The sequence below is a fragment of the Novosphingobium sp. JCM 18896 genome, from assembly GCF_025938095.1.
In the GTDB taxonomy this organism is placed as follows: Bacteria; Pseudomonadota; Alphaproteobacteria; order Sphingomonadales; family Sphingomonadaceae; genus Novosphingobium.
This window is the reverse complement of the sequence record NZ_JAPCZF010000002.1, coordinates 622088-649011: the sequence shown is the minus strand read 5'-3', so window position 1 is coordinate 649011 and position 26924 is coordinate 622088. Positions and strand designations below refer to the sequence as shown.

Here is a 26924-nt window from a genome sequence, read left to right as displayed (position 1 = left end):
GCAAAATGCGCTGTCTTCGCCATGTTCGAAGGCAAAACCATCTGGCTCGCGGTCAACGCGGCAAGCGGCAGCAACAACGATGCGGCCCTGGCCGAGCTCGAGCAGGCTTTCGCCGATGCGGCCTGCGTGATCGCGCGCCGGGTCGGCTTCCACGACGAGGGCGCGCCGACGATCGAGGCCTTGCAGCGGAACCAGGTGGACATGCTGGTGATCTTCACCGGCGACGGCACGATGAATTCGATCGTGACCGGGCTCTACGGCTGGGAGGGCACCATCCTGGTGTTGCCCGGGGGCACGATGAACATGCTGGCCAAGCGGCTCCACGGCGAGGCGACGGCGCAAGAGATCATCGCCCGCGTCGGCGCCGGCTTAGCCCGGCGCGAGCGGCCGGCGCTGGTGCGCTCACCGCACGGCGACGGTCTCTCGGGCATCCTTGCCGGACCTGGCGCCGCCTGGGCCGACGTGCGCGAGGCTCTGCGCGACACCGACGTTCTGGGCACGATCAAGGGCGCTGCCGAAGCCATCGGGGAATCGACCGGCGGGCCGAAGGTCTATTGCCGCGCGCCCGACTGCGGCCGGCCAGAGGGCTATTCGGCGATCCAGATCATTCCGGGCCGCAACGGGCTTGAACTCGAAGCCTATTATGCCGAAACACTGTCCGACTATGCCCTGCAGGGACTGGCCCTGCTGCGGCGCAATTTCCGCGAAGGACCGCATGACAGCCTGGGATGCTACCAGTCGGTGCGGCTTGCCTGCCCGGAAGGGGACGAAATGGGATTGTTGATCGACGGCGAAGCCGCCTCGCCGGCGGCGACGGAAGTGGAGTTCGTCCTCGCCGATTGCGACGTCGACATGCTGGTCACGGCACATGGCTGATCCCGCCCCGCTGCGGCTGTTCCATTTCAGCGATATCCATTTCGGGCTCGAGGACCGGCGCGCGCTCGACTGGGCCAAGCTGTGCATCGCCGGCGAGGATCCCGCCGCGGTGGCGATCACCGGCGATCTGACGATGCGTGCGCGCAGCCACGAATTCGCCGCGGCCTGCGACTGGATCCTGGGGCTCGAAGTGCCGGTCACGGTGGAGGTCGGCAACCACGACCTGCCCTATTTCAACCTGTTCGAGCGTTTCACCGATCCCTATCGCCGGTTCCGCAAGATCGAGGGTCTGATCGAGCGCAAGCTCGAGCTGCGCCAGGGCACGGGCGGGGTGGCGATCGTGCCGCTCAAGACCACGGCACGCGCGCAGTGGCGTCTGAACTGGTCGAAGGGCTGGGTGACCAAGGCGGCACTCGAACGCACCCTGGGGCTGATCGACGCGCTGCCCGCGGGAACGCGCGTGCTCGTCGCCTGCCACCATCCGCTGGTCGAGACTGGCACGCGCGGCACCGCGCTCACCCGCGGCGGCCAGCGCGCGCTCGAGGCGCTGGCCACGCGCAACGTCCTCGCCGTGCTGTCGGGGCACGTCCACGATGCCTTCGATCTGTCGCACGACACGCGCTTCGGGCCGGTGCGCATGATCGGTGCGGGCACGCTGTCGCGGCGCATCCGCTCGACCCCGCCGAGCTTCAACGAGTTGACGATCACGGGGCGCGAGATCGGCGTGAAGGTCCGCAATCTGGAAGCCGTGCCGACCCCGGCGATGCAGATCCCCGAGGTTCCCCCCGATGCCCTGCCGCCGCGCAGCGCCGACGAGCCGGTCGCGCCGGTCCAGGCGGTCCCCGCCGAGGATCCGCCGGTTCACTGAGTCTTGGTGGGTGCGGCAAGGACATCCGTCCTTGCCTCGCGGCACCGGCCCACACCCCCACCCGACCTCCCTCTAGGATGCTACCGTAGGGAGGTCGGATGGGGGTGCGGGCCGGTAATCAGCCGTCGGGCTGGAATCAATAATCGTTGTCGATCGAGCCGAGGCCGTTGGTGCGGCTGGTCAGGACCGCCGGCTTGCGGTGAAGGCTCACCGAGCCGGCGCCCGTGATCGCCACGTCGACCTTGCCGCGGGCGTTGAGGTCGATCGAGCCGACCCCTGAGATTTCGGCTTTGGCATCGCGCGCGTCGAGCCGGGCCAGGTCCAGCGAGCCGACCCCGCTGGTGCTGACGTCGAGCGTATCGACCCGGCCGCGCGCGTCGACACTGGCGGGGCTGCGGACCTCGAGCTTGAGCGAGGACTGATCGAGATCGCGCAGTTCGATGTCGCCGGGGGCGTTGAGGATCAGCCCGGCGAACTGCGGCGCGGTGATCGTCAGGCGCAGGCTGCGATGTTCGGTGTCCTGATCCTTGCCGCGGAGCGAGAGTTCGTCGTTTTCCCAGACCAGCGCGTTGATCGCGGCGGCCGGGCCCGAGACGGTCATCTCGGTCTTCTCGCCGCGGACGAAGCGCATTTCGACGGGGACGCTGACGGTCAGCAGGCGTGCGCCGTCGAAGGTCAGGCTGCGCGTGGCCTGCGGCGTGCCGGCATCGCGATCGTCGTCATCGACGTCGATGGAGAAATGGTGGTCGCGCTGGATCCGGGTCATCAGGTCCTGACCCCCGATCACCCAGGCGGCGCTGAGCGCGACGATCGACAGCGCGAAACCGCTGGCGAAGACGATGAGCAGCTTCTTGATCATGTCGCAGGCCCCCTTCAGGCTTGAGCGTCGATGGCGGGCTTGACCACCCGGTAGTGGAGGCGGCCGAACCACATCAGGGCATTGACCAGCCCGATCGTGACGATGGTCAGCAGCGCGGTACCCGCGACCGACGCGGCCATCATGCCGAGACCGGTGAGGATCGCCGCGGCGCCGCCGCCGGGAAAGCCCTGGAACGGGCCGATGATGAGGACCCCGCCGCCACCGATGAACAGGCCGATCATCGCGACGAAGATGCCGAACATGACGCCGACCACCGACGCGAGGATCGGCAGCAGGATCAGGATGTCGATCGCGCCGAGCCCGAGCAGGGCGATCACCGCGGTCCAGGCGTTGGACGGCGAGCGGACCTCTTCCCAGTTCTTGATCCCGGCCTCGAGCCGCAGCTCGCGCGCCAGGCGGCCCGGATCGCCGAGCGCCTCGGCGACTTCGGTCTCGGAGCGGCCGTCCTCGGCCGCGGCGTCGAAGTGGGCGGTATAGTCGCTCAGCACGTCTTCGATGCGATCGGCGGGCAGCCCGGCGAGATCGCGCCGCATGCGCTTGAGGAATTCGTCACGCGTCATGATTGCCTCCCGCGCGGTCCTGGTTGTCGATGGGTGCGCCATCGGTCGGTGGAGATGCCGCGTCGACATGGCCGATCAGGCCCTCGACGGCAGCGGTGAAGGAACGCCATTCGGCGAGCTGCGCGGCCAGGCTGTCGTGGCCGGCGGCGGTCAGCTTGTAGTACTTGCGCGGCGGACCCGAGGGCGATTCCTCGAGATAGGTCGCGACCAGACCCTCGTTCTGCATGCGCCGCATGAGCGGGTAGATCGTGCCTTCGCCCATATCCACCGCATGCGAGAGCTTGCTGGCGATCTCGTAGGCGTAACTGTTTCCACGGGAAAGCAGCGCCAGGACGCAAAGTCCCAGCACCCCCTTCTTGAGCTGTATCTCGATGGCCTCTGGCACGAATCGGTCTCCTGCTATGGAGACTGTCTATAACATGGTACTGTTTATTGCAAGATAGCTTGTGATGCGTGGTTCCTTTTTATGAATGGTAGGGTTGAATTCGGATGGCAATCCTCCCCGGCACGGGGAGGTGGCGCGCGCGAAAGCGCGTGACGGAGGGGGCTCTCCGCTACCGCAGCGTCTGGTCGACGGCCCCCTCCACCACCGGGCTCCGCCCGGCGGTCCCCCTCCCCGTGCCGGGGCGGATGAAACGCGCAACGAAAAAGGGGCCGGCCTTGCGGCCGACCCCCTGGTCGTTCGAAACCTCGAAAAAGCTTAGCGCTTCGAGAACTGGAAGGAACGGCGTGCCTTGGCGCGGCCGTACTTCTTACGCTCGACGACGCGGCTGTCGCGGGTCAGGAAGCCGGCGGCCTTGACCGCGCCGCGCAGGGCGGGCTCGAACTTGCTGAGCGCCTGGGCGATGCCGTGCTTGACGGCACCGGCCTGGCCCGAGAGACCGCCGCCCTTGACGGTGGCGACGACGTCGTACTGGCCGGCGCGGTCGGCAACCTGGAAGGGCTGGTCGATCACGAGGCGCAGAGTCGGACGCGCGAAGTAGACTTCCTGGTCGCGGCCGTTGACGGTGACCTTGCCCGAACCGGGCTTGATCCACACGCGGGCCACGGCGTCCTTACGGCGGCCGGTGGCATAGGCGCGGCCCTGGGCATCGACTTCCTTGTCGCGCAGCGGCGCGGGGGGAGCGGTGCGGACGGGGGCTTCGCCAGCAGCTTCGGGAGCGGCAGCGGGAGCGCCGGCGGCGAGCTGGCCGAGGTCGGCCAGATCGGTGACGGTGTTATCGGACATCAGGCACCCACCTTGTTCTTGCGGTTGCGGCTGGCAACGTCGAGCGGCTGGGGCTGGGTGCCACCATGCGGGTGCTCGGCGCCGGCGTAGAGATGCAGCGCGCGCATCTGGTCGCGGCCGAGCGGGCCGCGCGGGATCATGCGCTCAACGGCCTTCTCGAGCACACGCTCGGGGAAGCGGCCTTCGAGGACCTTGGCAGCGGTGACCGCCTTGATGCCGCCGGCGTAGCCGGTGTGCTTGTAATAGGTCTTCTGCTTGAGCTTGTTGCCCGTCAGACGCACCTTGTCGGCGTTGATCACGACGACGTGATCGCCGCAGTCGACGTGCGGGGTAAAGCTCGGCTTGTGCTTGCCGCGCAGGATGTTGGCGATGATCACCGCGAGGCGACCGACCACCAGACCATCGGCATCGATCAGATGCCAGTTCTTCTCCACCTCGGCCGGCTTGATCGACCGGGTGACCTTGCTGAGCGCCTTCATGGCCCAATCTTCCTTATACTAAGGAGGGTCAATTCCCTTGGATTCCGCGCGAATCCCTATCGAGGAGGCGCAGCGAAGGCGGCCCAATCGTGGAAAGCGCCCGCAAAGTCAAGCGAATCGGGCGTTTTGCGAGGAGGTAAAATAATACCTCTCAATTCAGGGCGCTGGCGCCAGCGTCCATTCTTCGACCACCACGCGGGTGTTGCCGCCGAGATCGGTGGTCACCTTGCGGCTGAACGCGGCGAGCAGACCCGAGGCGGCGTCGGCGCGCGCGGCGATCTCGGTGGTCACTTGCCCCTGGAGGCCGTCGGCGATCGTGATCGCGCGCTGCTCGCGCCGGTCACCGGGCGCGGGACGGAACAGGTCGCGCGGCCAGGCGGTGCGATAGGGCCGGGTCTGGAGCTGCGAGACGAAGCCCTGCGCTTCGGCGGCATCGTCGGGCGCGAGATTCATCCGCGTGATGTGGTCGGCCGCGACCCCGATCGCGCGGCGCTGCACGAGGCTGCTGGCAGGCTCGGGCGCCGCCTTCAGCCGGCCGCCGGCATCGAGCTGCATGGGGAACAGCGCGACGTCGGGCCGCTTGCGCTCGAGCGCGGCGAGCGCCTCCAGCCCCGGCGGCGCTTCGACCGTGACTTCGGCCAGTGTCCCGTCGAGCCGGAAACCGTCGCGCTCGGCCACGAATTGCACGCGATAGGCGCGGCGGGTGACCACGGCCTGGCCGTCATGGAGCTGATGCCGCAAGGTGCGCGTAAGCAGCAGCGGAGCGGCGGGGGGATTGAACGCGCCCGTCATGGCCGGTGCCTGCGCCGCGCTGATCGCCGCCATGGGCACGATCGCGGCGGCGCCGGCGATCCAGACCATGCGGCTCGTCGGGCCGCTCACCGCGTCAGCGCTCCGAGCCAGGCGGCGGTTGCCGGCGCCGCCTCGTCGCAACGCCAGGCCAGGATCGCGGGTTCCTCATAAGGGTGTTCATCGCCCAACCGAGCGATCACGCGCTGCAGCAATGCCGCGTCCGTCTTGAACAAGGCCCCCGCCTCCGTCGCCTCGCCGCGTTCGCCGTTCCATTCGAACAGCGAGAGCATGGCCGGCAGGATATTGGCGCAGGCTATCAGCCTTTCGTCAAGCAGCGTTTTCGCGGTCGCGGCGGCCGTCGCGGCATCGGGGAAGGGACACCAGATCAGCGCGGGGCCTTCAGGTTCCATCACGCTTTACACCCGCCGAGAGCATGCGCGCCCCAGGTGGTCGCGGCGACCAGCAGCGCACCCACGAGCTGGTGCGCCACGGCGAGCCACAGCGCGATGCCCGACCAGACGGTGAAGATGCCCAGGATCACCTGGGTGCCGAAGGCGCTGTGCAGCGCGATCGACGGGCGTCGCTGGCCGTGTGCCTTGAGCTTGCGGCCCATGACGATCAGCACGGCGACGACCGCCCAGGCCCACCAGCGGTGGACGAAGTGGATCAGGTAGGGATCGTTGAGCAGCGCGTGAATCGGCCCGAGCGCCCATTCGACGCCCTCGGGGAACAGGCTTCCCTGCATCAGCGGCCAGTCGTTGGCGACATGGCCCGCGCGCAGGCCGGCGGTCAGCGCGCCGAAGAACAGCTGGATCACCAGCATGACCAGCGCCAGCGCGGTGAACCGGCTCAGCCGCGAGCGCGGCTCGCCGCGCGCCAGCGCGCGCAGGTCGAGCGCGGTCCAGACGAGCCCGCCCAAGGTCGTCAGCGCCACCAGCAGGTGCGCGGCGAGGCGGAAGTGGCTGACCTTGACGTCCTGCGTCAGACCCGACGAGACCATCCACCAACCGACCGCGCCCTGCAGACCGCCGAGCGCGAGCAAGGCCACCAGCCGCGGCTTGTAGCCCGCAGGGATCTGCTTGCGCACCCAGAACCACGCCAGCGGCAGCGCGAAGGCCAGCCCGGAGATCCGCGCAAGCAGGCGGTGGACCCATTCCCAGAAGTAGATGAACTTGTACTGGGCCAGGGTCATGCCGGCGGGACCGTTGACCTCGGTATATTGCGGGATTCGCTGATAGTGCGCGAATTCGGCCTGCCACTGTGCCTCGGTCAGCGGCGGAATCGCGCCGGTCACGGGCTTCCATTCGGTGATCGACAGCCCCGACTCGGTCAGGCGGGTGATACCGCCGACCGCGACGATCAGGATGACGATGGCGGCGACCGCGAAAAGCCAGCGGGCGAGGGCCAGCGGCCGAGCCGTGACGGGCCGCAGATTGGTGGAATCGAACATGGCCGAGGTCCCTGCGCCCGGCCCGGCAAAAGCGCAAGTCGGGGTTTCCCTGCAGCCCGATGCCATAAATTCGCCGTCGTGGGTTGCATGATGATACAACGTTACATAAGTGGGGCGACATGACCCGCGCCATTCTCTCGATTCGCAATCGTCTCGACCGCTTTGGCATGTTGCTTTCGGGGCTTTGCGCGCTGCACTGCGTGGCCGGCATCGTGCTGGTTTCGGTCCTGGGCCTGGGCGGGCAGGTCCTGTTGTCGCCCGCGATTCACGAGATCGGCCTGCTGCTGGCGATCGTCGTCGGCATCTTCACTCTGGGTCTCGGCGTCCTGCGCCACGGCCGCCCTGCGCCGTTGCTGATCGGCGGTGCCGGCATCGCGCTGATGACCGCGGCCTTGTTCGTCGGTCACGGCCTGCCCGAGGCCCTGCTGACGATCGCCGGCGTCGCGCTCGTGGCCACGGCCCATATACGGAACTTGCGTCACACGGCCTGAGCGCTATCTGCCTCGGTCATGACCGCTGAACTTTCCCTTACCGTCAACGGCGAACCGCGCCGCATCACCGCCGGCGCCACGATCGCGCAGCTCGTCGAGAGCCTCGAGCTCAACCCGCTCAAGGTGGCGGTCGAACGCAACGGCGAGATCGTCCCGCGCTCGACTCTGGCCGAGGTGGTGCTGGGCGATGGCGACGTGCTCGAGATCGTCCACTTCGTCGGCGGCGGCGATCAGGCGCCGGGCGATGACGATAGCTGGACCGTCGCGGGGCGGACTTTCCGCTCGCGGCTGATCGTCGGCACGGGCAAGTACAAGGACTTCGCGCAGAACGCCGCGGCGGTCGAGGCCTCGGGCGCCGAGATCGTCACCGTCGCGGTGCGCCGCGTCAACGTCAGCGATCCCAAGGCGCCGATGCTGACCGACTTCATCGATCCCAAGAAGATCACCTACCTGCCCAACACCGCGGGCTGCTTCACCGCCGACGACGCGATCCGGACCCTGCGCCTGGCGCGCGAGGCGGGCGGCTGGGACCTGGTCAAGCTCGAGGTGCTGGGCGAAGCGCGCACGCTCTATCCCGACATGCGCGAGACCTTGAAGGCGACCGAGATCCTGGCCAAGGAAGGTTTTCTTCCCATGGTCTACTGCGTCGACGATCCGATCGCGGCCAAGCAGCTCGAGGAAGTCGGCGCCGTCGCGGTCATGCCACTGGGCGCGCCGATCGGCTCGGGCCTGGGCATCCAGAACAAGGTCACCGTGCGGCTGATCGTCGAGGGTGCCACGGTGCCCGTGCTTGTCGACGCCGGCGTCGGCACGGCTTCGGAAGCCGCCGTCGCGATGGAGCTCGGCTGCCACGGCGTGCTGATGAACACCGCGATCGCCGAGGCCAAGGACCCGATCCGCATGGCCCGCGCGATGAAGCTCGCGGTCCAAGCCGGCCGCGACGCCTACCTTGCCGGTCGCATGGCGACGCGCAAATATGCCGACCCGTCGAGCCCGCTGGCGGGATTGATCTGAGGCAGGCGCGCGTAAGTCGTTCGAGGACGATCGCTTGCGCAAACATACCCCGTCATCCCCGCCTTCGCGGGGATGACGGACAAAGTGGTGATGGGCGATGTGTCGCAGCACGCCCAATGACCCCACCTTCAACCAAAGTCTAACGCCGGATCGGGCCTCGTGCGTGGCTTGGTTAACCCGATGATAACCCTATTCTGGTGAACTCTCCTTGTCGGGCGATCAGGCCCGCGACGAGGGTCTTTTGTCATGGCCAGCACGGGTACGGCTTCTCTGACGATCAACGAGCTGCGCGAGTTCGCCAGCTTCACCTCCTGCGAGCAACGCTACATTCGGCGCAGCCTCGATATCGGCCTCGGCCGTCAGGACGCGTTCAAGCTCTGGGCGCGCGATGCCGCCGAGGTGGCTTCGATCCGGTCGCAGTACGTCGCCTATCAGGAGCTCAAGGCCCTGCGCGGCGAGACCCCCGACGAGAACGGCTTCGAAGGCCTCGACGAATTCATGGGCAAGCTGGTCCGCGTGACCGGCTTCGACCTCGCCCAGGAGCGGATCACTTGCTTCTCGGCCTACCGCTTCCTCTACGAGCGTCTGCTTGGTGCCGCGGTGCGTCCGTGGCTGCCCAGCGCCTTCTGCGCCGCCGCCGCGCTGCCGCAGATCCGTCCCGACCGCCGCAAGAAGCTGCTCCATTCGATCAGCGAAGCCGCCGCCACGGCGCCGGGCTGGTCGACCCGCGAGCCCTGCTTCTTCCCCGAGTGGATCGAGAAGGAAGCCGCGTAAGCTAAGGTTTCCCAAGGCCTTGCCGGCCTTGGCCTGAGGTTCATCGCGGCTATAGTGCCGCGATGAACGATAATGCACCGGCACGATCCGGCTTCCCCACCTTCGGCCTCGCCCCCTGGGCGATCGTCGTTCCGCTCCTCGGCCTCGCCGCCATCGCGCTCGGCAAGCCGTCTTCGCTCACGCTCGTCCTGATCGTCGCCGTCCTGCTGGCGGCGATCGTCATGACCGCGGTCTACCACGCCGAAATCCTCGCCCATTTCCTCGGCGAGCCCTTCGGCACCTTGGTGCTGGCGCTGGCGGTCACGGTGATCGAGACCTCGCTGATCGTCTCGATCATGCTCAGCGACGGCGCCCCCAGCCTCGCGCGCGACACCCTGATCGCGGCGATCATGATCACGATCAACGGCATCGTCGGCGTCTGCCTGCTCGCCGGCGGGCGACGGCACCACGAACAGGCCTATACCCAGTCGGGGGTCAGCGCCGGGCTCGCCATGCTGGCGACTCTCGCGGTGCTGACCTTGGTCCTGCCCAATTTCACCACGAGCGCGGGGGCGGCGCTCTATTCGGCGACCCAGCTGGCCTTCGTCGCGGTGGTCTCGCTCGTGGTCTACGGCACTTTCGTGGTCGCGCAGACGATCCGTCACCGCGACCATTTCCTCTATCCCGAAGAGGACGATCACGCGCACGAGGCGCCCGTGCCGCGCGTCAAGGCCATGGCTTCGGCGGTGATGCTGATGGTGGCGCTGATCGGCGTCGTGCTGCTGGCCAAGGCGCTGTCGCCGTCGATCGAGGCCGGCGTCCGTGCGGCCGGCGCGCCGCAGGCGATGGTCGGCATCATCATCGCCGCGCTCGTGCTCGCGCCCGAGGGATTCGCCGCCTATCGCGCGGCGCGCGCCAACCGCGTGCAGACCAGCCTCAACCTGGCGATCGGCTCGGCGCTGGCGACGATCGGCCTTACGATTCCGGCCGTGGCGGTGACCGCGCTGGTGATCGGGCTCGATCTCGAGCTCGGCCTGTCGATGCGCGGCGTGGTCCTGCTGGCGCTGACCCTGCTGGTCGCCTCGCTGACCTTGGGCACGGGCCGCACGACCGTGGTCCAGGGCGTTGTCCACCTGGTGATCTTCGCGACCTGGCTGTTCACGACTCTGGTGCCGTAGGAGCCTCGATCCTCCCCGTGGCCGGGGAGGATGGTATCCGCTAAGCCTTGTACAGCGCGTCCAGCCTGGCCCCGTAGCGCTCCCTCAGCTTGTGGCGCTTGATCTTGAGGCTCGGCGTCATCTCGTCGTTGTCGATCGCGAAGGCCTCGTCGGCGAAGCAGAACTGGCGGACCTTCTCGATCACCGAAAGGTCGCGGTTCACGCGGTCGATCGCCTCGCGCACCGCGGTGCGGAAGGCGGGCAGGCCCTGCAGGGCCTTCATGTCGAACTTCTCGTCGTTGGCGCGCGCCCATTCGAGCGCCCATTCGGCGTCGGGGACGACCAGCCCGACCAGGTAGGGCCGCTTGTCGCCGGCGACCATGGCCTGGGCGATTTCGGGCTGGAGCGTGAGCATGCCCTCGACCTTCTGAGGGGAGACGTTGTCGCCCTTGTCGTTGACGATCATGTCCTTCTTGCGGTCGGTGATGACGATACGGCCCAGGGCATCGAGATGGCCGATGTCACCGGTGCAGAGCCAGCCGCCTTGCAGCACGCGCGCGGACTCGGCCTCGTTGCGCCAGTAGCCGTGCATGACCAGCTCGCCGCGCACGAGGATTTCGCCGTCCTCGGCGATCTTCACCTCGACCCCGCGCAGCGGCGGGCCGACCGTGTCCATCTTGATCCCGCCGCCCCTGACCGCACCGATGTTCGGCCGGTTGACACTGACCACGGGACCGGCCTCGGTCTGGCCGTAGCCCTGGAGCAGGGTCAGCCCCATGGCGTCGAAGAACACGCCGATGTCGGGATTGAGCGGCGCGCCGCCCGAGACCAGCGCCTTCATCCGTCCGCCGAAGCGCGCGCGGATCTTGGGGCGCAGCGTGCGTTCGAGGATCAGGTCCATCGGCCGGTCGATCAGCCGTGACTTGCCCTGCGCCTGGCGCTCGCCCAGCGAGAGCGCGCGGTCCATCAGGTAGGACGCCAATTTGCCCTGCTTCTCGACCTGCTTCATGATCCGCGTGCGCAGAACCTCGAACAGGCGCGGCACTACGACCATGATCGTCGGGCGCACTTCCTCGATATTGGCGGAAAGCTTCTCGAGCCCCTCGGCGTAGTAGATCTGCGCGCCCATGCCGATCGGCAGATATTGCCCGCCGGTGTGCTCGTAGGCGTGGCTCAGTGGCAGGAACGAGAGGAATACCTCGTCACCCCAGCCGAAATCCTCGGCGAGGACGTGCGCGGCACCGTCGACGTTGCACAGGATCGCGCCGTGGTGCTGCATGACCCCGCGCGGCGCGCCGCCGGTGCCGCTGGTGTAGATGATGCAGGCGAGGTCCTCGCGCCCGATCGTCGCCAGTCGCGCGTCGACCGCGGCGCGCGCGGCCTGCGCGTCGCCCGCGAGCAGGCTGTCCCAGGCGTGATAGGCGATCGCGCCCGACTGGTTGGCGCGCAGCGGCTCGAGGCTGATGACATGCTGCGCCAGGTTCGAACGCAGCACCGCGGGCAGCAGCGGCTTGGCCAGCTTGGCGTCCGAGACGATGACCGCGCAGGCGCCCGAATTCTCGAGGACGTGCAGGTGATCGCGTTCGGTGTTGGTGGTGTAGGCGGGCACGGTGACGCAGCCCGCGGCCATCACGCCGAGATCGGCGAGGCACCATTCGGGGCGGTTCTCGGAGACGAGCAGCACGCGATCGCCGGTCTTGAGCCCCAGCGCGCGCAGCCCTTCGGCGATCAGGCAGACGCGCCGCGCCGCCTCGGCCCAGGAAATGGATTGCCAGGCGCCGTCGCGCTTGGCCCAGAGCATCGGCTTCTCGCCGAATTCGTCGGCGCGCGACAGGAACAGCGCGACGAGACTGCTGCTGGCATCGAAATCGGAAAGCTGCACCCCTGCTCGCCTCTCACCGTTATTACGCGATAACGTCTAGGGCGCGCAGAGGCTGCCAGCAAGGCTGCGGCTATTCGGAAATCGCCGCGCCCTCGCTGCGCGGATCGGCAGCGCCGCGCAGCTTTCCGCCGATCACCTCGATGGCATTGGCCTTGAGCGGCAGCTCGCGCGGGATCACCTCGGCATGGCCGAGTGCCTTGAGCGCGGGGATCATCGCTTCGAGCGCCGAGCCTTTCTCGACGAAGACCTGGGTGCCGCCGGGCGCGAAGAGCACGGGCAGCGCGAGCGCATCGCCGACCGGCAGGTTCCAGTCGATCACGCCGATGATCGCGCGCAGCACCTGGACCGGGATCGTCGCGCCGCCGGCCGCCCCGACCGCGAGCCGCAGCTTGCCGTCGGGACCATAGACCAGGGTCGGCGCCATCGAGCTGCGCGGCCGCTTGCCGCCCTCGACGCGATTGGCCACGGGCTTGCCGTCGCGCTCGGGGGCGAGGCTGAAATCGGTGAGCTCGTTGTTGAGATAGTAGCCGTTGACCATCAGGCCCGAACCGAACGAGCTTTCGATCGTCGAGGTGTTGGTCACGGCCTGGCCGTTCCGGTCGATCGCGACGAAGTGCGAGGTCGAAGGCACGTCGGGGGTCAAGCTGTCGGCGAGCGCGGTGGTGGCGCCGGCGGGCGTGCCCGGTTCGGCCGCGGGGATCGTGCGGTCGAGCGCGATCAGTTGCGAGCGCTGCGCCAGATAGTCGCGTGCGACGAGGCCGGCGACGGGCACCGACAGGAAATCGGCATCGGCGAGATAGCGATCGCGGTCGGCATAGGCGAGCCGCTCGGCCTCGGCGATCAGGTGCCAGGCTTGCGGCGAATCCTTGCCCATGGCGCCGATGTCGAAGCGCTCGATCATGCCGAGCACGCCCTGCACCGTCGTCGCGCCCGAGCTCGGCGGGCCCATGCCGCAGACCTTGTAGGCGCGATAGGTGGTGCAGACCGGCGCGCGCGGCTTGGCGCGATAGGCGCCCAGGTCGGCCGTGGTCATCGGCGCGGGATTGCGCGGCGCGGTCGCGACCACCTGGGCGATCGCCGCGGCATTGGTGCCGGTGTAGAAGGCCTTGGGGCCCTCGTTTGCCAGCCGGGTCAGGAAGGCTGCGAGCGCGGGATTCTTGACGAGGGTGCCGACGGGCAGCGGTTCGCCGTCGGCGCCGAAGTAGAGCGCGCGACCTTCCGCGGTCATCGCCGCTATGCTGCGCGAGCGGTCGAGATACTGGCGCATGCGCGGCGAAATCGCGAAGCCGTCGCGTGCCAGCGCGATCGCCGGATCGAACAGCCGCTTCCAGGCGAGCTTGCCGTGGCGGGCGTGCGCCTGCGCCATCAGGCTGAGATTGCCCGGCACGCCGACGCTGCGCCCGCCGGGGATCGCCTGGGCCACGGTCAGGACCTTGCCGTCGACCTCGAACCATTGCGGGGTCGCGGCCTTGGGGGCGGTCTCGCGGCCGTCGATCGTCTCGATAGTACCCGTGCCATCCGCAAGCAGCATGAAGCCGCCCCCGCCGATGCCCGAGCTCTGCGGCTCTACGACGTTGAGCGCGAGCAGCATCGCCAGTGCCGCATCGGTGGCGCTGCCGCCTTCGCGCAGCACCTGTGCCCCGGCCTCGGCCGCGCGCGGATCGGCGGCGCTGACCATGCCTTTTTCGTAGACGGGGCCGGCACTGGCCGTCGGTGCCTTCGGGGTGGTGGCGCAGCCCGCGAGAAGCAGGGCGGCGGCAAGCGAAGCGAGAAGCCTGTGTTGCATTGCAGCAGAGGCTATCCGCTTCCGACCGCCTCCGCAATCGAGGAGAAGCCGTCACGCTGCATCAGGCCTTCGAGCCCGCGCGCGATCCTGCGGGCGATACCCGGGCCTTCGTAAACCATCGCGCTGTAGACCTGGACCAGGCTCGCACCCGCACGGATGCGCGCCCAGGCGTCATCAGCCGTGGCGATTCCGCCGACCCCGATCAACGGCAGCGCGCCGCCCGTGGCCTTGCGGAAGTCGACGATCCGCTGCTGCGCCAGGTCGCGCAACGGTGCGCCCGAGAGGCCGCCGGCCTCGCCGGCCTGGCGCGATTGAAGAGGCGGGCGCGAGATCGTGGTGTTCGAGACGATCAGCGCGCCGAGTTGCTTGTCGATCGCGATCCGCGCGATCGCGTCGATGTCGGCAGGCTGGAGATCGGGCGCGACCTTGAGGAAGACCGGCGGCCCCGGATGTCCGCGCGCTTCGAGCACGGCGTCGAGCAGCGCGGTGAGCGCGCCCTCGTCCTGCAGCGCGCGCAGGCCCGGGGTGTTCGGGCTCGAGATGTTGACCGCGAGGTAGGAGGCGAACGGCGCCATCAACCGCGTCATCATCGCATAGTCGGCGATGCGGTCGGCCGAATCCTTGTTGGCGCCGACGTTTATGCCCAAGACGCCGGGCTTGCTGCCGCGCAGCCGCAGCCGCTCGACCGCCTCGGCCGCACCGCGGTTGTTGAAGCCCATGCGGTTGATCACCGCGCGATCCTGTTCGAGCCGGAACAGCCGCGGCTTGGGGTTGCCCGCCTGGGGCAGGGGTGTGATCGAGCCGACCTCGGCGAAGCCGAAGCCCAGGCCCAGCAGCGCGTCGGGGATCTCGCCGTCCTTGTCGAAACCCGCCGCCATGCCGATCGGATTGGGGAAGGACAGGCCGGCGACTTCGACCGCCAGCGGTCCGCCGGCCGGCGCGCGGCGACCCGCGGGGGCCAGCTTCAGCGCGTTGAGCGCGAGGACGTGCGCGCGCTCGGCGTCGAGTCGGAACAGGGCGGGTCGGAGAAAGGAATAAAGCATCGTTTCGGCCATAGCCTCGGTTGGCCGGTTGGCTCAATCTGCGACAACTTGATCGTGCACGGCGCCGTTTATCGTAAAACTACGGGGTCGGCCTGCTATCGTGTCGCATTCGTACAATTTTTTGCTGCAGGCCAGGCATAACGCGGGCTTGCGACCCGAAGGGCTCGCGGCAATCTTGCAGCGAGTTCTCGACTTTTGCGGCGGCCCCCGACTCGATCGGGGGCCGCCTCTTTTTTGTCCAATCCGCAACGCGGATCGCAGGTTGAAACTTCGCTGCAGCGCAACTAGGTGAAACCGGAACGAATCACTCCGATTTTGCGAACGGTTCTCAAATGCGCCTTTCTTCCATGGCAGACTACGCTGTCGTCACCATGGCCGCGGCCTCGCGGCACTGCGGTGGCGCGCGCGTTTCGGCGGCGCAACTGGCCGAGGAAACCGGCCTGCCCGCGCCGACCGTGCAGAAGCTGGTCAGCCGGCTGACCGCCGCGGGCCTGCTGCGCTCGTCGCGCGGCGTCGGTGGCGGGCTCAAGCTCGCACGCCCGGCCGCGGCGATCACTCTCGCCGATATCGTCGAGGCCGTCGAAGGACCGATCGCGCTGACCGCCTGTGTCGAGCATGGTCGCAACGACTGCACGCTCGAATCCGCCTGCATGGTTCGGCCGCACTGGCCGATCGTCACCGCCGCGCTACGCGGCGCGCTGGCGCAGGTGTCGCTGACCAAGCTGGCGGAGGTTCAGCCCCGCCCCGAGCAGGCGTATCTTACAGAGACTGCCCTATGACCGAGGAAATCACCCTGAAGGATCAGGCCGCGCGCGATGCCGCCGCCAAGGTCGCCGACTACGAGCACGGCTGGTCGGCCGACATCGAGCAGGAGTTCGCGCCCAAGGGTCTGTCCGAGGACACGGTCCGCTTCATCTCGGCCAAGAAGAACGAGCCCGAATGGATGCTCGACTGGCGGCTCAAGGCCTATCGCCTGTGGCTGACGATGACGCCGCCCGACTGGGCCAAGCTCAACGTCCCGCCGATCGACTACCAGGACGCCTATTACTACGCCGCGCCCAAGGTGAAGAAGGAGCTGGCCTCGCTCGACGAGGTCGATCCCGAGATCCTGCGCGTCTACGAGAAGCTGGGCATTCCGCTCGAGGAGCAGAAGGTGCTCGCGGGGGTCGAGGGCGCGCGCAAGGTCGCGGTCGACGCGGTGTTCGATTCGGTCTCGGTCGCCACGACCTTCCGCAAGGAGCTCGAAGCCGCGGGCGTGATCTTCCGCTCGATCTCCGAGGCGATCCGCGAATATCCCGATCTCGTGAAGAAGTGGCTCGGCAAGGTCGTGCCGACGCACGACAACTACTTCGCCGCGCTCAACTGCGCGGTCTTCTCCGACGGCACCTTCGTCTACATCCCCGAGGGCGTGCGTTGCCCGATGGAGCTGTCGACCTATTTCCGCATCAATGCCGAGAACACCGGCCAGTTCGAGCGGACCTTGATCGTCGCCGACAAGGGCTCCTACGTCTCCTACCTCGAAGGCTGCACCGCGCCGCAGCGCGACGAGAACCAGCTCCACGCTGCCGTGGTCGAACTGGTCGCGCTCGACGATGCCGAGATCAAGTATTCGACCGTGCAGAACTGGTACCCCGGCGATGCCGAGGGCAAGGGCGGCATCTACAACTTCGTCACCAAGCGCGCGCTGTGCCAGGGCAAGCGTAGCAAGGTCTCGTGGACCCAGGTCGAGACCGGTTCGGCGATCACCTGGAAGTACCCTTCCTGCGTGCTCAACGGCGAGGATTCGGTCGGCGAGTTCTATTCGGTCGCGGTGACCAACAATTACCAGCAGGCCGACACCGGCACCAAGATGATCCACAACGGCGCGCGCAGCCGCTCGACGATCGTCTCGAAGGGCATCTCGGCAGGCAAGAGCAACAACACCTACCGCGGCCTCGTCCGCGTCGGCGCCCAGGCCGAGGGCGTGCGCAACTTCACCCAGTGTGACAGCCTGCTGCTCGGCGGCGACTGCGGCGCGCACACCGTGCCCTATATCGAGGTGCGCAATCCCTCGGCGCAGATCGAGCACGAGGCGACCACCAGCAAGATCAGCGACGACCAGCTGTTCTATGCGATGCAGCGCGGGCTCGACCAGGAATCGGCCGTGGCGCTGATCGTCAACGGCTTCGCCAAGGAAGTGCTCCAGCAATTGCCGATGGAGTTCGCGGTCGAGGCGCAGAAGCTGCTCGGCATTTCGCTTGAAGGATCGGTCGGTTGACCAAGAAGACTCTCTCCGTTCGCCCGATCGACGAGCGCGCCGATGCGCCGCAGCTGCAGAAGAAGGGGCGCGGCTGGAACATCGCCGAATCGCGGCTCGACACCCTGCACGAGACCGCGCGCGAGATGCGCCGCGCGCCGACCGAGGCGCAGACCACGCTGCACGAGGCGCTGATCGCGGCCGAGCTCGGCAAGTACCGCTTCCGTCGCCAGGTGGTGATCGGTTCGGCGATCGTCGACTTCGCCTCGCAGTCGCTCAAGATCGCGGTCGAGATCGAGGAGGAAGGCGCCAATGCCGAGCTCGACCGGCGGCGCGATGCCAGCCTCGAGCTGGTCGGCATCAAGGTGCTGCGTTTCCCCGCGGCCGAGGTGCTTGCCGATGTCGAGACGGTCACCGCGAAGATCGTCGCCGAGATGAAGGCGCGCTATGCCGAGCAACGCGCGCGGCCACGGCCCGGCAGCCGGGGTGGCTACAAGGGTGACCGTCTGAAGAAGGACGGCGGGCGGTGATCACGCTCGCGCTTCTCGCGCTCCTGCAGGCCGCGCCAGTGGCCGCGGAAGAGGAGATCACGGTGATGGGTCGCCGCATGGCGGCGCTGTCGGTGATCCTCGGGCGCGATGCCAAGGGCAAGCTCGCCTGCAATCTCTCCGAATCGAGCGGTGATCACGGCGTCGACGCGCAGCTCTGCAAGACCGCCGCCGGCTGCTTCCGGCAGGGCGCGGTCGCGGCCGAGCCGATGCGGACCTGCATCGAAGCGCGCAAGCCGGCCATTCTCGAAGACTTCGCGGCGCGCGTGTGTGCGCGGGAGGCTGCCTGATGAGCGCTGCCAGCTGGATCGCGATCGCGGTCGCCGTGTTCCTCCCGATCATTTTCGCCACCAGCCGGCGGCGCAAGAAAGACTGACATGCTCAAGATCGACAATCTCCAGGCCAACGTAACCGCTTCCGGGGCCGACAAGCCGATCCTCAAGGGTCTTTCGCTGAGCATCAATGCCGGCGAGATCCATGCGATCATGGGGCCGAACGGCGCGGGCAAGTCGACGCTCGGCTATACGCTCGGCGGACGGCCCGGCTACGAGGTGACCGGCGGCTCGGTCGAGTTCGACGGTCAGGACCTGCTCGCGCTCGATCCGCACGAGCGCGCCGCGGCGGGCTTCTTCCTCGGCTTCCAGTACCCGGTCGAAATCCCCGGCGTGTCGAACGTCCAGTTCCTGCGCGAGGCGGCCAATGCCCAGCGCGCGAGCCGCGGCGAGCCGGCGCTGTCGGGCGGCGAATTCCTCAAGCTGGCCAAGGAGAAGGCCGCACTGCTGCGGATGGACATGGAAATGCTCAAGCGGCCGGTCAACGTCGGCTTCTCGGGCGGCGAGAAGAAGCGCGCCGAAATGGTCCAGATGGGCATCCTCGATCCCAAGTTCGCCGTGCTCGACGAGACCGATTCGGGCCTCGACATCGACGCGCTGCGCATCGTCGGCGAAGGCATCAACGCGATCATGCGCAAGCCGAACAAGGCAGTGCTGCTGATCACCCACTACCAGCGGCTGCTCGACTACGTGAAGCCCGACTTCGTCCATGTTCTCGCCGGCGGCCGCATCGTCCGCACCGGCGGTGCCGAGCTGGCGCTCGAGCTCGAAGAGCAGGGCTACGAGGCGGTGGCGTGAGCGAACTCGCGCCCCTGCCGACGCGCAAGGACGAGGCGTTCCGCTACTCGGACCTCGACGCGCTCGCGGGCGTCTGGCCGGTGGCGCGCGAGGAAATCGTCGTGCCGACCGGCCAGTCGACGTCGCTGAGCGTGGTCGAGGAAGGTGAGGGCGCCGTTGCCCGCCACCTGCTGATCGAGATCGAGGCGGGGGCGAAATTCGACCTGCGCATTCTCAACGCCGGCAACGTCTTCGGCCGTGTCGCGGTCGACGTAAGGCTGGGCGAGGGTGCCGAATTCACGATGGGCGCGGCCCAGCTCGGCTCGGGCGCGCAGACGCTCGAGATCGTCACCGAGGTCAGCCACGAGGCGCCGAACGCGATCAGCAACCAGATCGTGCGCTCGGTGCTCGGCGAGCAGGCGACGGGGACCTACCTCGGCAAGGTCGCGGTCGCGCGCGGCGCCGACGGCACCGATGCCGGCCAGTCGGTCCGCGCCATGCTGCTCGACCGCACGGCGACGGCCAATGCCCGGCCCGAGCTCGAGATCTACGCCGACGACGTCAAGTGCGCGCACGGCTGTGCGGTGGGCGAGCTCGATGCCACGGGCCTGTTCTACCTGCAGTCGCGCGGGCTGACCCCGCCGCAGGCCAAGCGCCTGATGCTCCAGGCTTTCATCGCCGAGGCCTTCTCGGGCGCGCCCGAGGAAGACCGGCTGAGCGAAGCGGCGCTGGCGCGGCTGGGAGCGATCCTGTGAGCACGGCTGCAACGCTGATCCGCCCGGTGCGCGACGACTTCCCCGGCCTGGTCACGGCCGAGGGCAAGCCCTGGCACTACCTCGACACGGCCGCCACCGCGCAGAAGCCGCAGGCGGTGATCGATGCCACCGTGCGCGCGATGGGCGTGGACTATGCGACGGTCCACCGCGGCGTCTATGCGCGCTCGGCCGACATGACCCTGGCCTACGAGGCGGCGCGGCGCACGATCGCGGGCTTCGTCGGCGCGCCCGAGCACGAGCTGGTCTTCACCCGCGGCGCGACCGAGGCGATCAACCTTGTCGCCCACGCCTGGGGCAACACCCACCTCAAGGCCGGCGACCGGATCCTGCTCTCGACGCTCGAGCATCACGCCAACATCATTCCCTGGCAGCTGCTGCGCGAGCGTGTCGGCATCGAGATCGACGTCTGCCCGCTTACCACCGATGGCCTGATCGATCTCGCCGCGGCTGAGCGGATGCTGACGCCGGCGCACAAGCTGGTCTCCTTCGCGCATGTCTCGAACGTGCTCGGCTCGATGCTCCACGTGGAACATGCCGTGGCTCTTGCACGGTCGGTCGGCGCGAAGGTGCTGATCGACGGCTGCCAGGCCGTGCCGCGGCTGCCGATCGACCTCGCCACGCTCGGCGCTGACTTCTACGTGTTCTCGGCGCACAAGATCTATGGCCCCACGGGCATCGGCGCGCTGTGGGCGCGGGCCGAAATCCTCGAATCCATGCCGCCCTGGCACGGCGGCGGCGCGATGATCGATCGCGTGACCTTCGAAAAGACCACCTATGCCCCGCCGCCGGCGCGGTTCGAGGCCGGCACCCCGGCGATCATCGAGGCGATCGGTTTCGCCGCGGCGGTCCACTATGTGAAGGCCATCGGCGTCGAGGAGATCGCCGCGCACGAAATGGCGCTGACCGCCCAGGCGCGTGACGAGCTGCGCCGGCTCAACTCGGTTACCGTGTTCGGGCCCGAAGAGTCGGCCGGCATCGTTTCCTTCGCGCTCGACGGGGTACATCCGCACGACCTCGGCACCATATTGGACGAAGAGGGCGTGGCGATCCGCGCCGGGCATCATTGCGCGCAGCCGCTGATGGACTGGCTCGGCGTGCCGGCGACGGCGCGCGCCAGTTTCGGCGTCTACAGCGACGAAAGCGACATTGCCGCGCTGCTGCGCGGTATCGAGAGGACCAAGAGGATCTTCGGATGAGTGAGGAAGCCAAGTTCACCGTGGAAGAGGTCGAGAGCGTGAGCGCGCCACCGCGCGCGCGGGTCGACGACATCGAGGCGCCTGCTGAAAAGCTCGAGCGCAAGCGCGACTATCTCGACGGCTTCCTCGCGGCCAAGCCCGAAGGCATTGCCCCGGGCCAGCCCGGCGGTTCGATCTACGATGGCGTGATCGAGGCGCTCAAGGAGATATTCGACCCCGAGATCCCCGTGAACATCTACGAACTCGGCCTGATTTACGGCGTCGAGGTGTCGGACGAGGGTTCGGTGGCGATCACCATGACCCTGACCACGCCGCATTGCCCGGTCGCGGAATCGATGCCCGGCGAGGTCGAGCTGCGAGTCGGCGCAGTGCCCGGCGTGCGCGATGCCGAGGTCAATCTCGTCTGGGATCCGCCGTGGGATATGGCCAAGATGAGCGACGAGGCCAAGCTCGAACTGGGAATGCTCTGATGCCTGAGGTCAAAGCCCGCCAGCGCCCCGCCGCCGTCATCCTGACGCCCTCGGCCGAGGCACGCATCGCCAAGCTGATGGCGCAGGCGCCGGCCGACGCGATCGGCGTCAAGCTGTCGACCCCGCGCCGCGGCTGTTCGGGTCTCGCCTATTCGGTCGACTACGTGACCGAGGCCAATGGCTTCGACGAGCGCATCGAGACGCCGGGCGGCCTGTTCTTCATCGACGGCGCCTCGGTGCTCTACCTGATCGGCTCGACGATGGACTGGGTCGAGGACGACTTCACCGCGGGCTTCACCTTCCAGAACCCCAACGCCAAGGGTTCCTGCGGCTGCGGCGAGAGCTTCACGGTCTGATCGTTTCCGGGAACCACGCTTCGGTGCGTGACGTTCCCGATCCATGCTCGACCATACCGGCATCGTAGTCACCGATCTCGCCAAGGCGCGGCGCTTTTACGATGCCATTGCCAAGCCGCTCGGCCTGGCCACCAAGAGCAACGGCCCGGACTCGTTCCTGTTCGGCAAGAGCGCCGAGGAGCCGATCCCCTATCTGTGGATCGGCACCCTGATACCGTCCTACTGGGTCGAAGGCTCGCGACCCGGTATCAACCAGATGCACGTGGCCTTTCGCGCGCCCGACGAGGTTGCCGTCCGTGCCTTTCACGCCGCCGCGCTGGCGGCCGGCGGCCGCGACCACGGTGCGCCTGGCTCGCGCGAGGGTGTGCCGAACTACTATGGCGCCTTCGTGCTCGATCCCGAGGGCAACAACATCGAGGCCGCCTATCGCGGGTGAACGGCTTGGGGCCAGACGGTGTAGCCGTCAGGGTTTCCTGAACGCCTGGATGCAGGCCGCGCGATCGACGTCGCGGCCGTCGCTGCGGCGCGCGTCGACATAGGTCGCCTGCGGCTCGGCCCCGGCCGCGCGGGGATAGAGGTAGACGTCGAGCACGCAGGCCGTGCCGGTGAACTGCAGCTTGCGTGCATCGCCTTCCCATACGTCGAGCCGCGCGGTGCCGAACTGGCGGGTCAGCTGCGCCGTGGTCGATCCGATCACGCCTTCGAGCCCGGGAAGCTGCTGGACCTGTGCCGGCGGCGGCGGGCGCTTCACCGGGGTGCGGACGGCCTCGCGCGGGCGGCCCTCGCGGATCGTCGGCGGCTTGCGCGGCGTCGATCCGGCACCCGGCTTGCCGCCGGTAGAGCTACAGGCGGAGACCGTGACGGCCAGCGCCAGCAACAGGGGGATCGCACGCAAGCTAGGCATGCGCCGGGGCATCGCCGCGACGGCCGGCGCTGTCAACGCCTGATGGGTAATCGCTTGCCGCTCGCCAAGCCGGCGGCTAGGCCCGCGCGCAATCCGAACCACAGCACCCAGGAACACCATCCGCATGTCCCAGCCTTCCGTCGACGTGATCGCCATCGGCAACGCCATCGTCGATGTCATGGCCCCGAGCTCCGACGACCTGATCGCCGAGCTCGGCCTCGTGCGCGGCGGGATGACCCTGGTCGACACCGACCGCGCGCGCGAACTCTACGACGCGATGGGCCCGGCGCGCGAGATCTCGGGCGGTTCGGCCGCGAACACGCTGGCCGGCCTGGCCGCGCTCGGCGCCCGGTGCGCCTTCATCGGCCAGGTCGCCGACGACCAGCTGGGCGAGGTCTTCGCGCACGACATCCGCGCCGGCGGCATCGATTTCACCACGCCTTCGCGCGAGGGTGAGCCGCCGACGGCGCGCTGCCTGATCTTCGTTTCGCCCGACGGACAGCGCACGATGAACACCTATCTCGGCGCCTCGCAGTTCCTGCCGGCCGAAGCGCTCGACGAGGCGGCGATCGCCGATGCCGCGGTGCTCTATCTCGAAGGCTACCTCTGGGATCCCGAGGAGCCGCGCGCGGCGATGCGCAAGGCGATCGCGGCGGCCAAGGGCGCGGGCCGCAAGGTCGCCTTCACCCTGTCCGACGCTTTCGTGATCTCGCGTCACGGCGACGATTTCCGCAAGCTGATCGAGGCCGGCGAGATCGACATCCTCTTCGCCAATCAGGACGAGCTCGCGGCGCTGACCGGCGAGAGCGACTTCGACGCTGGCGTCGCCGCACTGGCCGGCAAGGTCGAGGTGCTCGCGGTCACGCGCGGGGCCGAGGGTGCCGTCGCCGTGGCGGGCGGCGAGCGTGCCGAAGTGGCGGCCGAGCCGATCGACAAGGTCGTCGATACCACCGGCGCGGGCGATCTCTTCGCCGCGGGCTTCCTGTTCGGCCATGTCCGCGGCCGCTCGCTGGCGGAAAGCCTCAAGCTCGGCGCGATCTGCGCGGCCGAGATCATCTCGCACTACGGCGCGCGGCCCGAGGCCGACCTCAAGGCGCTGACCGCATCGGTATAACCCTTCCGATCCTCCCTGTTTTTTTGGCGAAGCCACAAACGGGGAGGGGGACCGCCAGCCCGCTTGGGCTGGTGGTGGAGGGGTATCTTGCGCAACCTACCCCTCCACCACCGACTTCATCGGCGGTCCCCCTCCCCATTTATGCTTCGCAGAAATAGGGAGGATCTTGAGGACTTACCCTTCGCGCTCGACCTCACGCCAGCCGATGTCGCGGCGGCAGAAGCCTTCGGGGAAGCGCACGGCGTCGACCGCGGCATAGGCGGCCGCCTGCGCCGCGCGCACGGTCTCGCCGCGTGCGGTGACGTTGAGCACGCGGCCGCCATTGGCGGTCAGCACGCCGTCGATGCCCAGCGCGGTGCCGGCGTGGAACACCTTTGCCCCGTCCTGCTCCGCCGTACGGATGCCGTCGATGCGGCCGCCCTTTTTCGGCGTACCCGGATAGCCTTCGGCGGCCATGACCACGGTCAGCGCGGTGTCGCGCGAGAAGATCGGTTGCTCGCAGGCCGACAGGCGGTTCTCGGCGCAGGCCATCAGGATCTCGACGAGATCGCTCTCGAGCCGCATCATCAGCACCTGGCATTCGGGGTCGCCGAAGCGCGCGTTGTATTCGATCAGCTTGGGCCCTTCGGCGGTCAGCATCAGGCCGGCGTAGAGCACGCCCGAATAGGGCATGCCTTCGTCGGCCATGGCGCGCACCGTCGGCGCGACGATCTTCGACAGGACCTCGCCCTCGAGCAGCGGTGTCAGCACGCGCGCGGGGCTGTAGGCGCCCATGCCGCCGGTATTGGGGCCGGTGTCGCCGTCGCCGACGCGCTTGTGGTCCTGGGCAGAGCCGAAGGGCACGATCGTCGAGCCGTCGGTCAACGCGAAGAAGCTGGCTTCCTCGCCTTCGAGGAATTCCTCGATCACGGCTTCGGCGCCCGCGTCGCCGAAGCGGCCGGAGAAGATCTCGCGCACGGCCTCTTCGGCTTCGGCCATGGTCATGGCGACGGTGACGCCCTTGCCCGCGGCGAGTCCGTCGGCCTTGATCACCACGGGCGCGCCGAACTTGGCCAGCGCCGCGAGGCCCGCGGCTTCGCTGGTGACGCGTTCGTAGCCCGCGGTCGGGATGTTGGCGCGCGCGCAGAGGTCCTTGGTGAAGCCCTTGGAGCCTTCGAGCTGCGCCGCCTGGCGGCTCGGGCCGAAGACTGCGAAGCCCGCGCTGCGCAGCGAATCGGCGAGGCCGTCGACCAGCGGCGCCTCGGGACCGATGACGATCAGGCCGACGCGATGCGCCTCGCAGAAGGCGACCGTGGCGGCGTGGTCGGTGACGTCGAGCGGCACGAGTTCGGCATGTTCGGCGACGCCGGGGTTGCCCGGCGCGGCGAAGAGCCTATCGCAAAGCGGCGATTGCGCGAGCTTCCACGCCAGCGCATGTTCGCGCCCGCCCGAGCCCAGCAGCAGGATGTTCATTGCCCGTGCCTTCTCAATATGACGACGATGCCGCCCATCTATCCGGGGGGCTCGTAGCGAAGGATACACCGGGGGACAACGCCGCCCCGCTTTCGGTGAGCGAGATTTCGGGCCGGCTGAAACGCACGGTCGAGGAGCGCTTCGGCTTCGTGCGCGTGCGCGGCGAGCTTTCGGGGGTCAAGCGCGCGGCCTCGGGGCATCTCTACATGAGCCTCAAGGACGAATCGGCGCGGCTCGACGGGGTCATGTGGCGCGGCCAGGCGGGTAACCTGCCGTTCCGCGTCGAGGACGGCATCGAGGTGATCGCCCAAGGCAAGCTGACGACCTATCCGGGTCGCTCGAACTACCAGATCGTCATCGACCGCATGGAAGTGGCGGGCGAGGGCGCGCTGCTGGCGCTGCTCGCCAAGACCAAGGCCCGGCTCGAGGCCGAGGGGCTGTTCGACCGTGATCGGAAGCGGCCGATCCCCTTCCTGCCGAACGTGATCGGCGTGGTGACCTCGCCCACCGGCGCGGTGATCCGCGACATTCTCCACCGTCTGGCCGATCGCTTCGGCTGCCATGTCGTCGTCTGGCCGGTGCTGGTCCAGGGGCAGGGCGCGGCCGAGCAGGTCGCCGCGGCGGTCAACGGCTTCTCGCGGCTGGAGCCCGGCGGTCGCGTACCGCGGCCCGACCTCGTCATCGTCGCGCGCGGCGGCGGCTCGATCGAGGATCTCTGGGCGTTCAACGAGGAAGTCGTGGTCCGCGCGATCGCCGCCTGCTCGATTCCGGTCATCTCTGCCGTCGGCCACGAGACCGACACGACCCTGGCCGACTTCGCCGCCGACTTGCGCGCGCCGACGCCGACCGCGGCGGCCGAGCATGCCGTACCGGTGCGCGGCGACCTGATCAACCAGGTTGCCGAACTGGCGCTGCGCAAGCGCCGCGCGGTTGCGCGGCCGGTCGCGCTCGGGCGCGAGCGGCTCGAGGCGCGCGTCCAGCGCCTGCCCAAGGGCGAGGCCGTGCTCGCGCCCTTCGTCCAGCGGCTCGACGACCTGTCCGAACGGCTGCGCCGCGGGCTGTCCGAACGCATCGTCGTCGCGCGCCAGCAACTGCAGGGCGATCGCGCGCGGCTCTCGGCGCCGCTGCTCGCGGCGCGGCTCGATCACGCGCGCCACCGGCTGGCGTCGCTGCGGATCACGCCCGCGCTCGTCACCGCGCCGCTCGCGCGGCGGCAGGATCGGCTCGAAGCGCTGGGCCGGCTGATGGTCTCGCTCAATCCCGACAATATCCTCCAGCGCGGCTATGTCCGCGTCACAGGCGCCGACGGACGGACTCTGGTGAGCAAGGCGGCGGCGGCGCAGGAAGTGTCGCTTTCGCTGCATTTCCGCGATGGCGAACTGGCGGTATCACCCGGCGGTGTCGCCGCCGGTACGGGCCTTGGCGGCGCCCCGCGCCCCGCACGCGCCGCACCGAAGGACAAGCCCGCGCCGCCCGAGCAGGGCAAATTGCTTTGACCGGCGCG

The 26924-nt window shown here is 68.5% G+C and carries 31 protein-coding genes; 18 read left to right on the top strand and 13 right to left on the bottom strand.

What is annotated here, in order from left to right; all coding sequences use genetic code 11:
- Positions 1-21: 21 nt before the first annotated feature.
- The gene (locus tag OLX23_RS09045; protein WP_264444547.1) at positions 22-876 is read left to right on the top strand and encodes a diacylglycerol kinase family protein; all 855 of its coding nucleotides are present in this window, start codon (positions 22-24) and stop codon (positions 874-876) included.
- Positions 869-1744 carry a metallophosphoesterase family protein gene (locus OLX23_RS09040; RefSeq protein WP_264444546.1) on the top strand — a complete coding sequence of 292 codons (876 nt, stop codon included), beginning with the start codon at positions 869-871 and terminating at the stop codon, positions 1742-1744. The genes OLX23_RS09045 and OLX23_RS09040 overlap by 8 nt, the downstream gene beginning before the upstream one ends.
- A 136-nt stretch (positions 1745-1880) precedes the next feature.
- Here the strand turns inward: OLX23_RS09040 and OLX23_RS09035 are convergent, their stop codons facing one another.
- From OLX23_RS09035 to OLX23_RS09000, 8 genes are all read right to left on the bottom strand, one after another.
- Entirely contained in the window at positions 1881-2603 is a 723-nt protein-coding gene (locus OLX23_RS09035) for a DUF2807 domain-containing protein (protein ID WP_264444544.1), read from the bottom strand.
- 14 nt (positions 2604-2617) lie between these two features.
- The gene (locus OLX23_RS09030; RefSeq protein WP_264444543.1) at positions 2618-3184 is read right to left on the bottom strand and encodes a DUF1700 domain-containing protein; all 567 of its coding nucleotides are present in this window, start codon (positions 3182-3184) and stop codon (positions 2618-2620) included.
- Positions 3174-3569 (bottom strand): PadR family transcriptional regulator, encoded by a 396-nt coding sequence (locus OLX23_RS09025; protein WP_264444542.1) that lies wholly within the window; start codon positions 3567-3569, stop codon positions 3174-3176. The genes OLX23_RS09030 and OLX23_RS09025 overlap by 11 nt, the downstream gene beginning before the upstream one ends.
- A gap of 315 nt (positions 3570-3884) precedes the next feature.
- Positions 3885-4412 carry a 30S ribosomal protein S9 gene (gene rpsI, locus OLX23_RS09020; protein WP_264444541.1) on the bottom strand — a complete coding sequence of 176 codons (528 nt, stop codon included), beginning with the start codon at positions 4410-4412 and terminating at the stop codon, positions 3885-3887.
- Entirely contained in the window at positions 4412-4891 is a 480-nt protein-coding gene (gene rplM / locus OLX23_RS09015) for a 50S ribosomal protein L13 (RefSeq protein ID WP_264444540.1), read from the bottom strand. The genes rpsI and rplM overlap by 1 nt, the downstream gene beginning before the upstream one ends.
- Positions 4892-5047: 156 nt before the next feature.
- Positions 5048-5773 (bottom strand): hypothetical protein, encoded by a 726-nt coding sequence (locus tag OLX23_RS09010; RefSeq protein ID WP_264444539.1) that lies wholly within the window; start codon positions 5771-5773, stop codon positions 5048-5050.
- Positions 5770-6093 carry a divalent-cation tolerance protein CutA gene (cutA, locus tag OLX23_RS09005; protein WP_264444917.1) on the bottom strand — a complete coding sequence of 108 codons (324 nt, stop codon included), beginning with the start codon at positions 6091-6093 and terminating at the stop codon, positions 5770-5772. Before cutA ends, OLX23_RS09010 begins: the two co-directional genes overlap by 4 nt.
- Complete coding sequence (locus tag OLX23_RS09000; RefSeq protein WP_264444538.1) at positions 6093-7133, bottom strand: COX15/CtaA family protein; 1041 nt, start codon at positions 7131-7133, stop codon at positions 6093-6095. The genes cutA and OLX23_RS09000 overlap by 1 nt, the downstream gene beginning before the upstream one ends.
- A gap of 119 nt (positions 7134-7252) precedes the next feature.
- Between OLX23_RS09000 and OLX23_RS08995 the strand changes: the two genes are divergently transcribed.
- The 4 genes from OLX23_RS08995 (at position 7253) to OLX23_RS08975 (ending at position 10569) form a co-directional block, all read left to right on the top strand.
- Positions 7253-7624 carry a MerC domain-containing protein gene (locus tag OLX23_RS08995; protein WP_264444537.1) on the top strand — a complete coding sequence of 124 codons (372 nt, stop codon included), beginning with the start codon at positions 7253-7255 and terminating at the stop codon, positions 7622-7624.
- An 18-nt stretch (positions 7625-7642) separates the two neighbouring features.
- On the top strand, positions 7643-8638 hold the full coding sequence (gene thiS / locus OLX23_RS08985) for a sulfur carrier protein ThiS (RefSeq protein WP_319641304.1): 996 nt from the start codon (positions 7643-7645) through the stop codon (positions 8636-8638).
- Between the two features lie 246 nt (positions 8639-8884).
- Positions 8885-9412, top strand: a complete 528-nt coding sequence (locus OLX23_RS08980) for a hypothetical protein (RefSeq protein ID WP_264444536.1) — start codon at positions 8885-8887, stop codon at positions 9410-9412.
- A 62-nt stretch (positions 9413-9474) separates the two neighbouring features.
- The gene (locus OLX23_RS08975; RefSeq protein ID WP_264444534.1) at positions 9475-10569 is read left to right on the top strand and encodes a calcium:proton antiporter; all 1095 of its coding nucleotides are present in this window, start codon (positions 9475-9477) and stop codon (positions 10567-10569) included.
- A 40-nt stretch (positions 10570-10609) separates the two neighbouring features.
- Here the strand turns inward: OLX23_RS08975 and OLX23_RS08970 are convergent, their stop codons facing one another.
- The 3 genes from OLX23_RS08970 to OLX23_RS08960 form a co-directional block, all read right to left on the bottom strand.
- Entirely contained in the window at positions 10610-12430 is a 1821-nt protein-coding gene (locus OLX23_RS08970; RefSeq protein WP_264444532.1) for an AMP-dependent synthetase/ligase, read from the bottom strand.
- A 70-nt stretch (positions 12431-12500) separates the two neighbouring features.
- The gene (gene ggt, locus OLX23_RS08965) at positions 12501-14216 is read right to left on the bottom strand and encodes a gamma-glutamyltransferase (RefSeq protein WP_264444531.1); all 1716 of its coding nucleotides are present in this window, start codon (positions 14214-14216) and stop codon (positions 12501-12503) included.
- Positions 14217-14227: 11 nt separating this feature from the next.
- Complete coding sequence (locus tag OLX23_RS08960) at positions 14228-15259, bottom strand: quinone-dependent dihydroorotate dehydrogenase (RefSeq protein WP_264444530.1); 1032 nt, start codon at positions 15257-15259, stop codon at positions 14228-14230.
- Between the two features lie 332 nt (positions 15260-15591).
- Between OLX23_RS08960 and OLX23_RS08955 the strand changes: the two genes are divergently transcribed.
- From OLX23_RS08955 to OLX23_RS08910, 10 genes are all read left to right on the top strand, one after another.
- Positions 15592-16038 carry an SUF system Fe-S cluster assembly regulator gene (locus tag OLX23_RS08955; RefSeq protein ID WP_264444529.1) on the top strand — a complete coding sequence of 149 codons (447 nt, stop codon included), beginning with the start codon at positions 15592-15594 and terminating at the stop codon, positions 16036-16038.
- Positions 16035-17516: a Fe-S cluster assembly protein SufB gene (sufB, locus tag OLX23_RS08950; protein ID WP_264444528.1), complete on the top strand. Its 1482-nt coding sequence runs from the start codon at positions 16035-16037 to the stop codon at positions 17514-17516. The genes OLX23_RS08955 and sufB overlap by 4 nt, the downstream gene beginning before the upstream one ends.
- Complete coding sequence (locus tag OLX23_RS08945; RefSeq protein WP_264444527.1) at positions 17513-18025, top strand: endonuclease domain-containing protein; 513 nt, start codon at positions 17513-17515, stop codon at positions 18023-18025. Before sufB ends, OLX23_RS08945 begins: the two co-directional genes overlap by 4 nt.
- Positions 18022-18333: a hypothetical protein gene (locus OLX23_RS08940; RefSeq protein WP_264444524.1), complete on the top strand. Its 312-nt coding sequence runs from the start codon at positions 18022-18024 to the stop codon at positions 18331-18333. The genes OLX23_RS08945 and OLX23_RS08940 overlap by 4 nt, the downstream gene beginning before the upstream one ends.
- An 87-nt stretch (positions 18334-18420) precedes the next feature.
- Complete coding sequence (sufC, locus tag OLX23_RS08935; protein WP_264444523.1) at positions 18421-19173, top strand: Fe-S cluster assembly ATPase SufC; 753 nt, start codon at positions 18421-18423, stop codon at positions 19171-19173.
- Positions 19170-19907, top strand: a complete 738-nt coding sequence (locus OLX23_RS08930; RefSeq protein WP_264444521.1) for a SufD family Fe-S cluster assembly protein — start codon at positions 19170-19172, stop codon at positions 19905-19907. The genes sufC and OLX23_RS08930 overlap by 4 nt, the downstream gene beginning before the upstream one ends.
- Entirely contained in the window at positions 19904-21124 is a 1221-nt protein-coding gene (locus tag OLX23_RS08925) for an aminotransferase class V-fold PLP-dependent enzyme (RefSeq protein WP_264444519.1), read from the top strand. The genes OLX23_RS08930 and OLX23_RS08925 overlap by 4 nt, the downstream gene beginning before the upstream one ends.
- Positions 21121-21594, top strand: a complete 474-nt coding sequence (locus tag OLX23_RS08920; RefSeq protein WP_264444518.1) for an SUF system Fe-S cluster assembly protein — start codon at positions 21121-21123, stop codon at positions 21592-21594. The genes OLX23_RS08925 and OLX23_RS08920 overlap by 4 nt, the downstream gene beginning before the upstream one ends.
- Positions 21594-21950, top strand: a complete 357-nt coding sequence (locus OLX23_RS08915) for a HesB/IscA family protein (RefSeq protein ID WP_264444517.1) — start codon at positions 21594-21596, stop codon at positions 21948-21950. The genes OLX23_RS08920 and OLX23_RS08915 overlap by 1 nt, the downstream gene beginning before the upstream one ends.
- 43 nt (positions 21951-21993) lie before the next feature.
- The gene (locus tag OLX23_RS08910) at positions 21994-22386 is read left to right on the top strand and encodes a VOC family protein (protein WP_264444516.1); all 393 of its coding nucleotides are present in this window, start codon (positions 21994-21996) and stop codon (positions 22384-22386) included.
- A 27-nt stretch (positions 22387-22413) separates the two neighbouring features.
- Here OLX23_RS08910 and OLX23_RS08905 read toward each other — a convergent pair whose 3' ends face one another.
- Positions 22414-22854 (bottom strand): hypothetical protein, encoded by a 441-nt coding sequence (locus OLX23_RS08905; RefSeq protein ID WP_264444515.1) that lies wholly within the window; start codon positions 22852-22854, stop codon positions 22414-22416.
- Positions 22855-22978: 124 nt separating this feature from the next.
- Between OLX23_RS08905 and OLX23_RS08900 the strand changes: the two genes are divergently transcribed.
- Positions 22979-23968, top strand: coding sequence for an adenosine kinase (locus tag OLX23_RS08900; RefSeq protein ID WP_264444514.1), 990 nt, complete (start codon positions 22979-22981; stop codon positions 23966-23968).
- 174 nt (positions 23969-24142) lie between these two features.
- Here the strand turns inward: OLX23_RS08900 and purD are convergent, their stop codons facing one another.
- Positions 24143-25420, bottom strand: a complete 1278-nt coding sequence (purD, locus tag OLX23_RS08895; protein WP_264444512.1) for a phosphoribosylamine--glycine ligase — start codon at positions 25418-25420, stop codon at positions 24143-24145.
- Here purD and xseA point away from each other — a divergent pair.
- A complete protein-coding gene (xseA, locus tag OLX23_RS08890) occupies positions 25420-26916 on the top strand; it encodes an exodeoxyribonuclease VII large subunit (RefSeq protein WP_413629796.1) in 1497 nt (498 codons plus the stop codon). The genes purD and xseA overlap by 1 nt on opposite strands.
- The last annotated feature ends 8 nt before the right edge of the window (positions 26917-26924 follow it).

Coding starts and splice junctions, on each gene's coding strand:
- OLX23_RS08915 (WP_264444517.1), top strand. CDS start 21,594: ATGCCTGAGGTCAAAGCCCGCCAGCGCCCCGCCGCCGTCATCCTGACG.
- ggt (WP_264444531.1), bottom strand. CDS start 14,216: ATGCAACACAGGCTTCTCGCTTCGCTTGCCGCCGCCCTGCTTCTCGCG.
- OLX23_RS09035 (WP_264444544.1), bottom strand. CDS start 2,603: ATGATCAAGAAGCTGCTCATCGTCTTCGCCAGCGGTTTCGCGCTGTCG.
- OLX23_RS08995 (WP_264444537.1), top strand. CDS start 7,253: ATGACCCGCGCCATTCTCTCGATTCGCAATCGTCTCGACCGCTTTGGC.
- rplM (WP_264444540.1), bottom strand. CDS start 4,891: ATGAAGGCGCTCAGCAAGGTCACCCGGTCGATCAAGCCGGCCGAGGTG.
- OLX23_RS08920 (WP_264444518.1), top strand. CDS start 21,121: ATGAGTGAGGAAGCCAAGTTCACCGTGGAAGAGGTCGAGAGCGTGAGC.
- OLX23_RS08960 (WP_264444530.1), bottom strand. CDS start 15,259: ATGCTTTATTCCTTTCTCCGACCCGCCCTGTTCCGACTCGACGCCGAG.
- OLX23_RS08980 (WP_264444536.1), top strand. CDS start 8,885: ATGGCCAGCACGGGTACGGCTTCTCTGACGATCAACGAGCTGCGCGAG.
- rpsI (WP_264444541.1), bottom strand. CDS start 4,412: ATGTCCGATAACACCGTCACCGATCTGGCCGACCTCGGCCAGCTCGCC.
- cutA (WP_264444917.1), bottom strand. CDS start 6,093: ATGGAACCTGAAGGCCCCGCGCTGATCTGGTGTCCCTTCCCCGATGCC.
- sufB (WP_264444528.1), top strand. CDS start 16,035: ATGACCGAGGAAATCACCCTGAAGGATCAGGCCGCGCGCGATGCCGCC.
- OLX23_RS08900 (WP_264444514.1), top strand. CDS start 22,979: ATGTCCCAGCCTTCCGTCGACGTGATCGCCATCGGCAACGCCATCGTC.
- OLX23_RS09000 (WP_264444538.1), bottom strand. CDS start 7,133: ATGTTCGATTCCACCAATCTGCGGCCCGTCACGGCTCGGCCGCTGGCC.
- thiS (WP_319641304.1), top strand. CDS start 7,643: ATGACCGCTGAACTTTCCCTTACCGTCAACGGCGAACCGCGCCGCATC.
- OLX23_RS09030 (WP_264444543.1), bottom strand. CDS start 3,184: ATGACGCGTGACGAATTCCTCAAGCGCATGCGGCGCGATCTCGCCGGG.
- OLX23_RS09040 (WP_264444546.1), top strand. CDS start 869: ATGGCTGATCCCGCCCCGCTGCGGCTGTTCCATTTCAGCGATATCCAT.
- OLX23_RS08955 (WP_264444529.1), top strand. CDS start 15,592: ATGCGCCTTTCTTCCATGGCAGACTACGCTGTCGTCACCATGGCCGCG.
- sufC (WP_264444523.1), top strand. CDS start 18,421: ATGCTCAAGATCGACAATCTCCAGGCCAACGTAACCGCTTCCGGGGCC.
- OLX23_RS08975 (WP_264444534.1), top strand. CDS start 9,475: ATGAACGATAATGCACCGGCACGATCCGGCTTCCCCACCTTCGGCCTC.
- OLX23_RS08905 (WP_264444515.1), bottom strand. CDS start 22,854: ATGCCTAGCTTGCGTGCGATCCCCCTGTTGCTGGCGCTGGCCGTCACG.
- OLX23_RS09045 (WP_264444547.1), top strand. CDS start 22: ATGTTCGAAGGCAAAACCATCTGGCTCGCGGTCAACGCGGCAAGCGGC.
- OLX23_RS08910 (WP_264444516.1), top strand. CDS start 21,994: ATGCTCGACCATACCGGCATCGTAGTCACCGATCTCGCCAAGGCGCGG.
- purD (WP_264444512.1), bottom strand. CDS start 25,420: ATGAACATCCTGCTGCTGGGCTCGGGCGGGCGCGAACATGCGCTGGCG.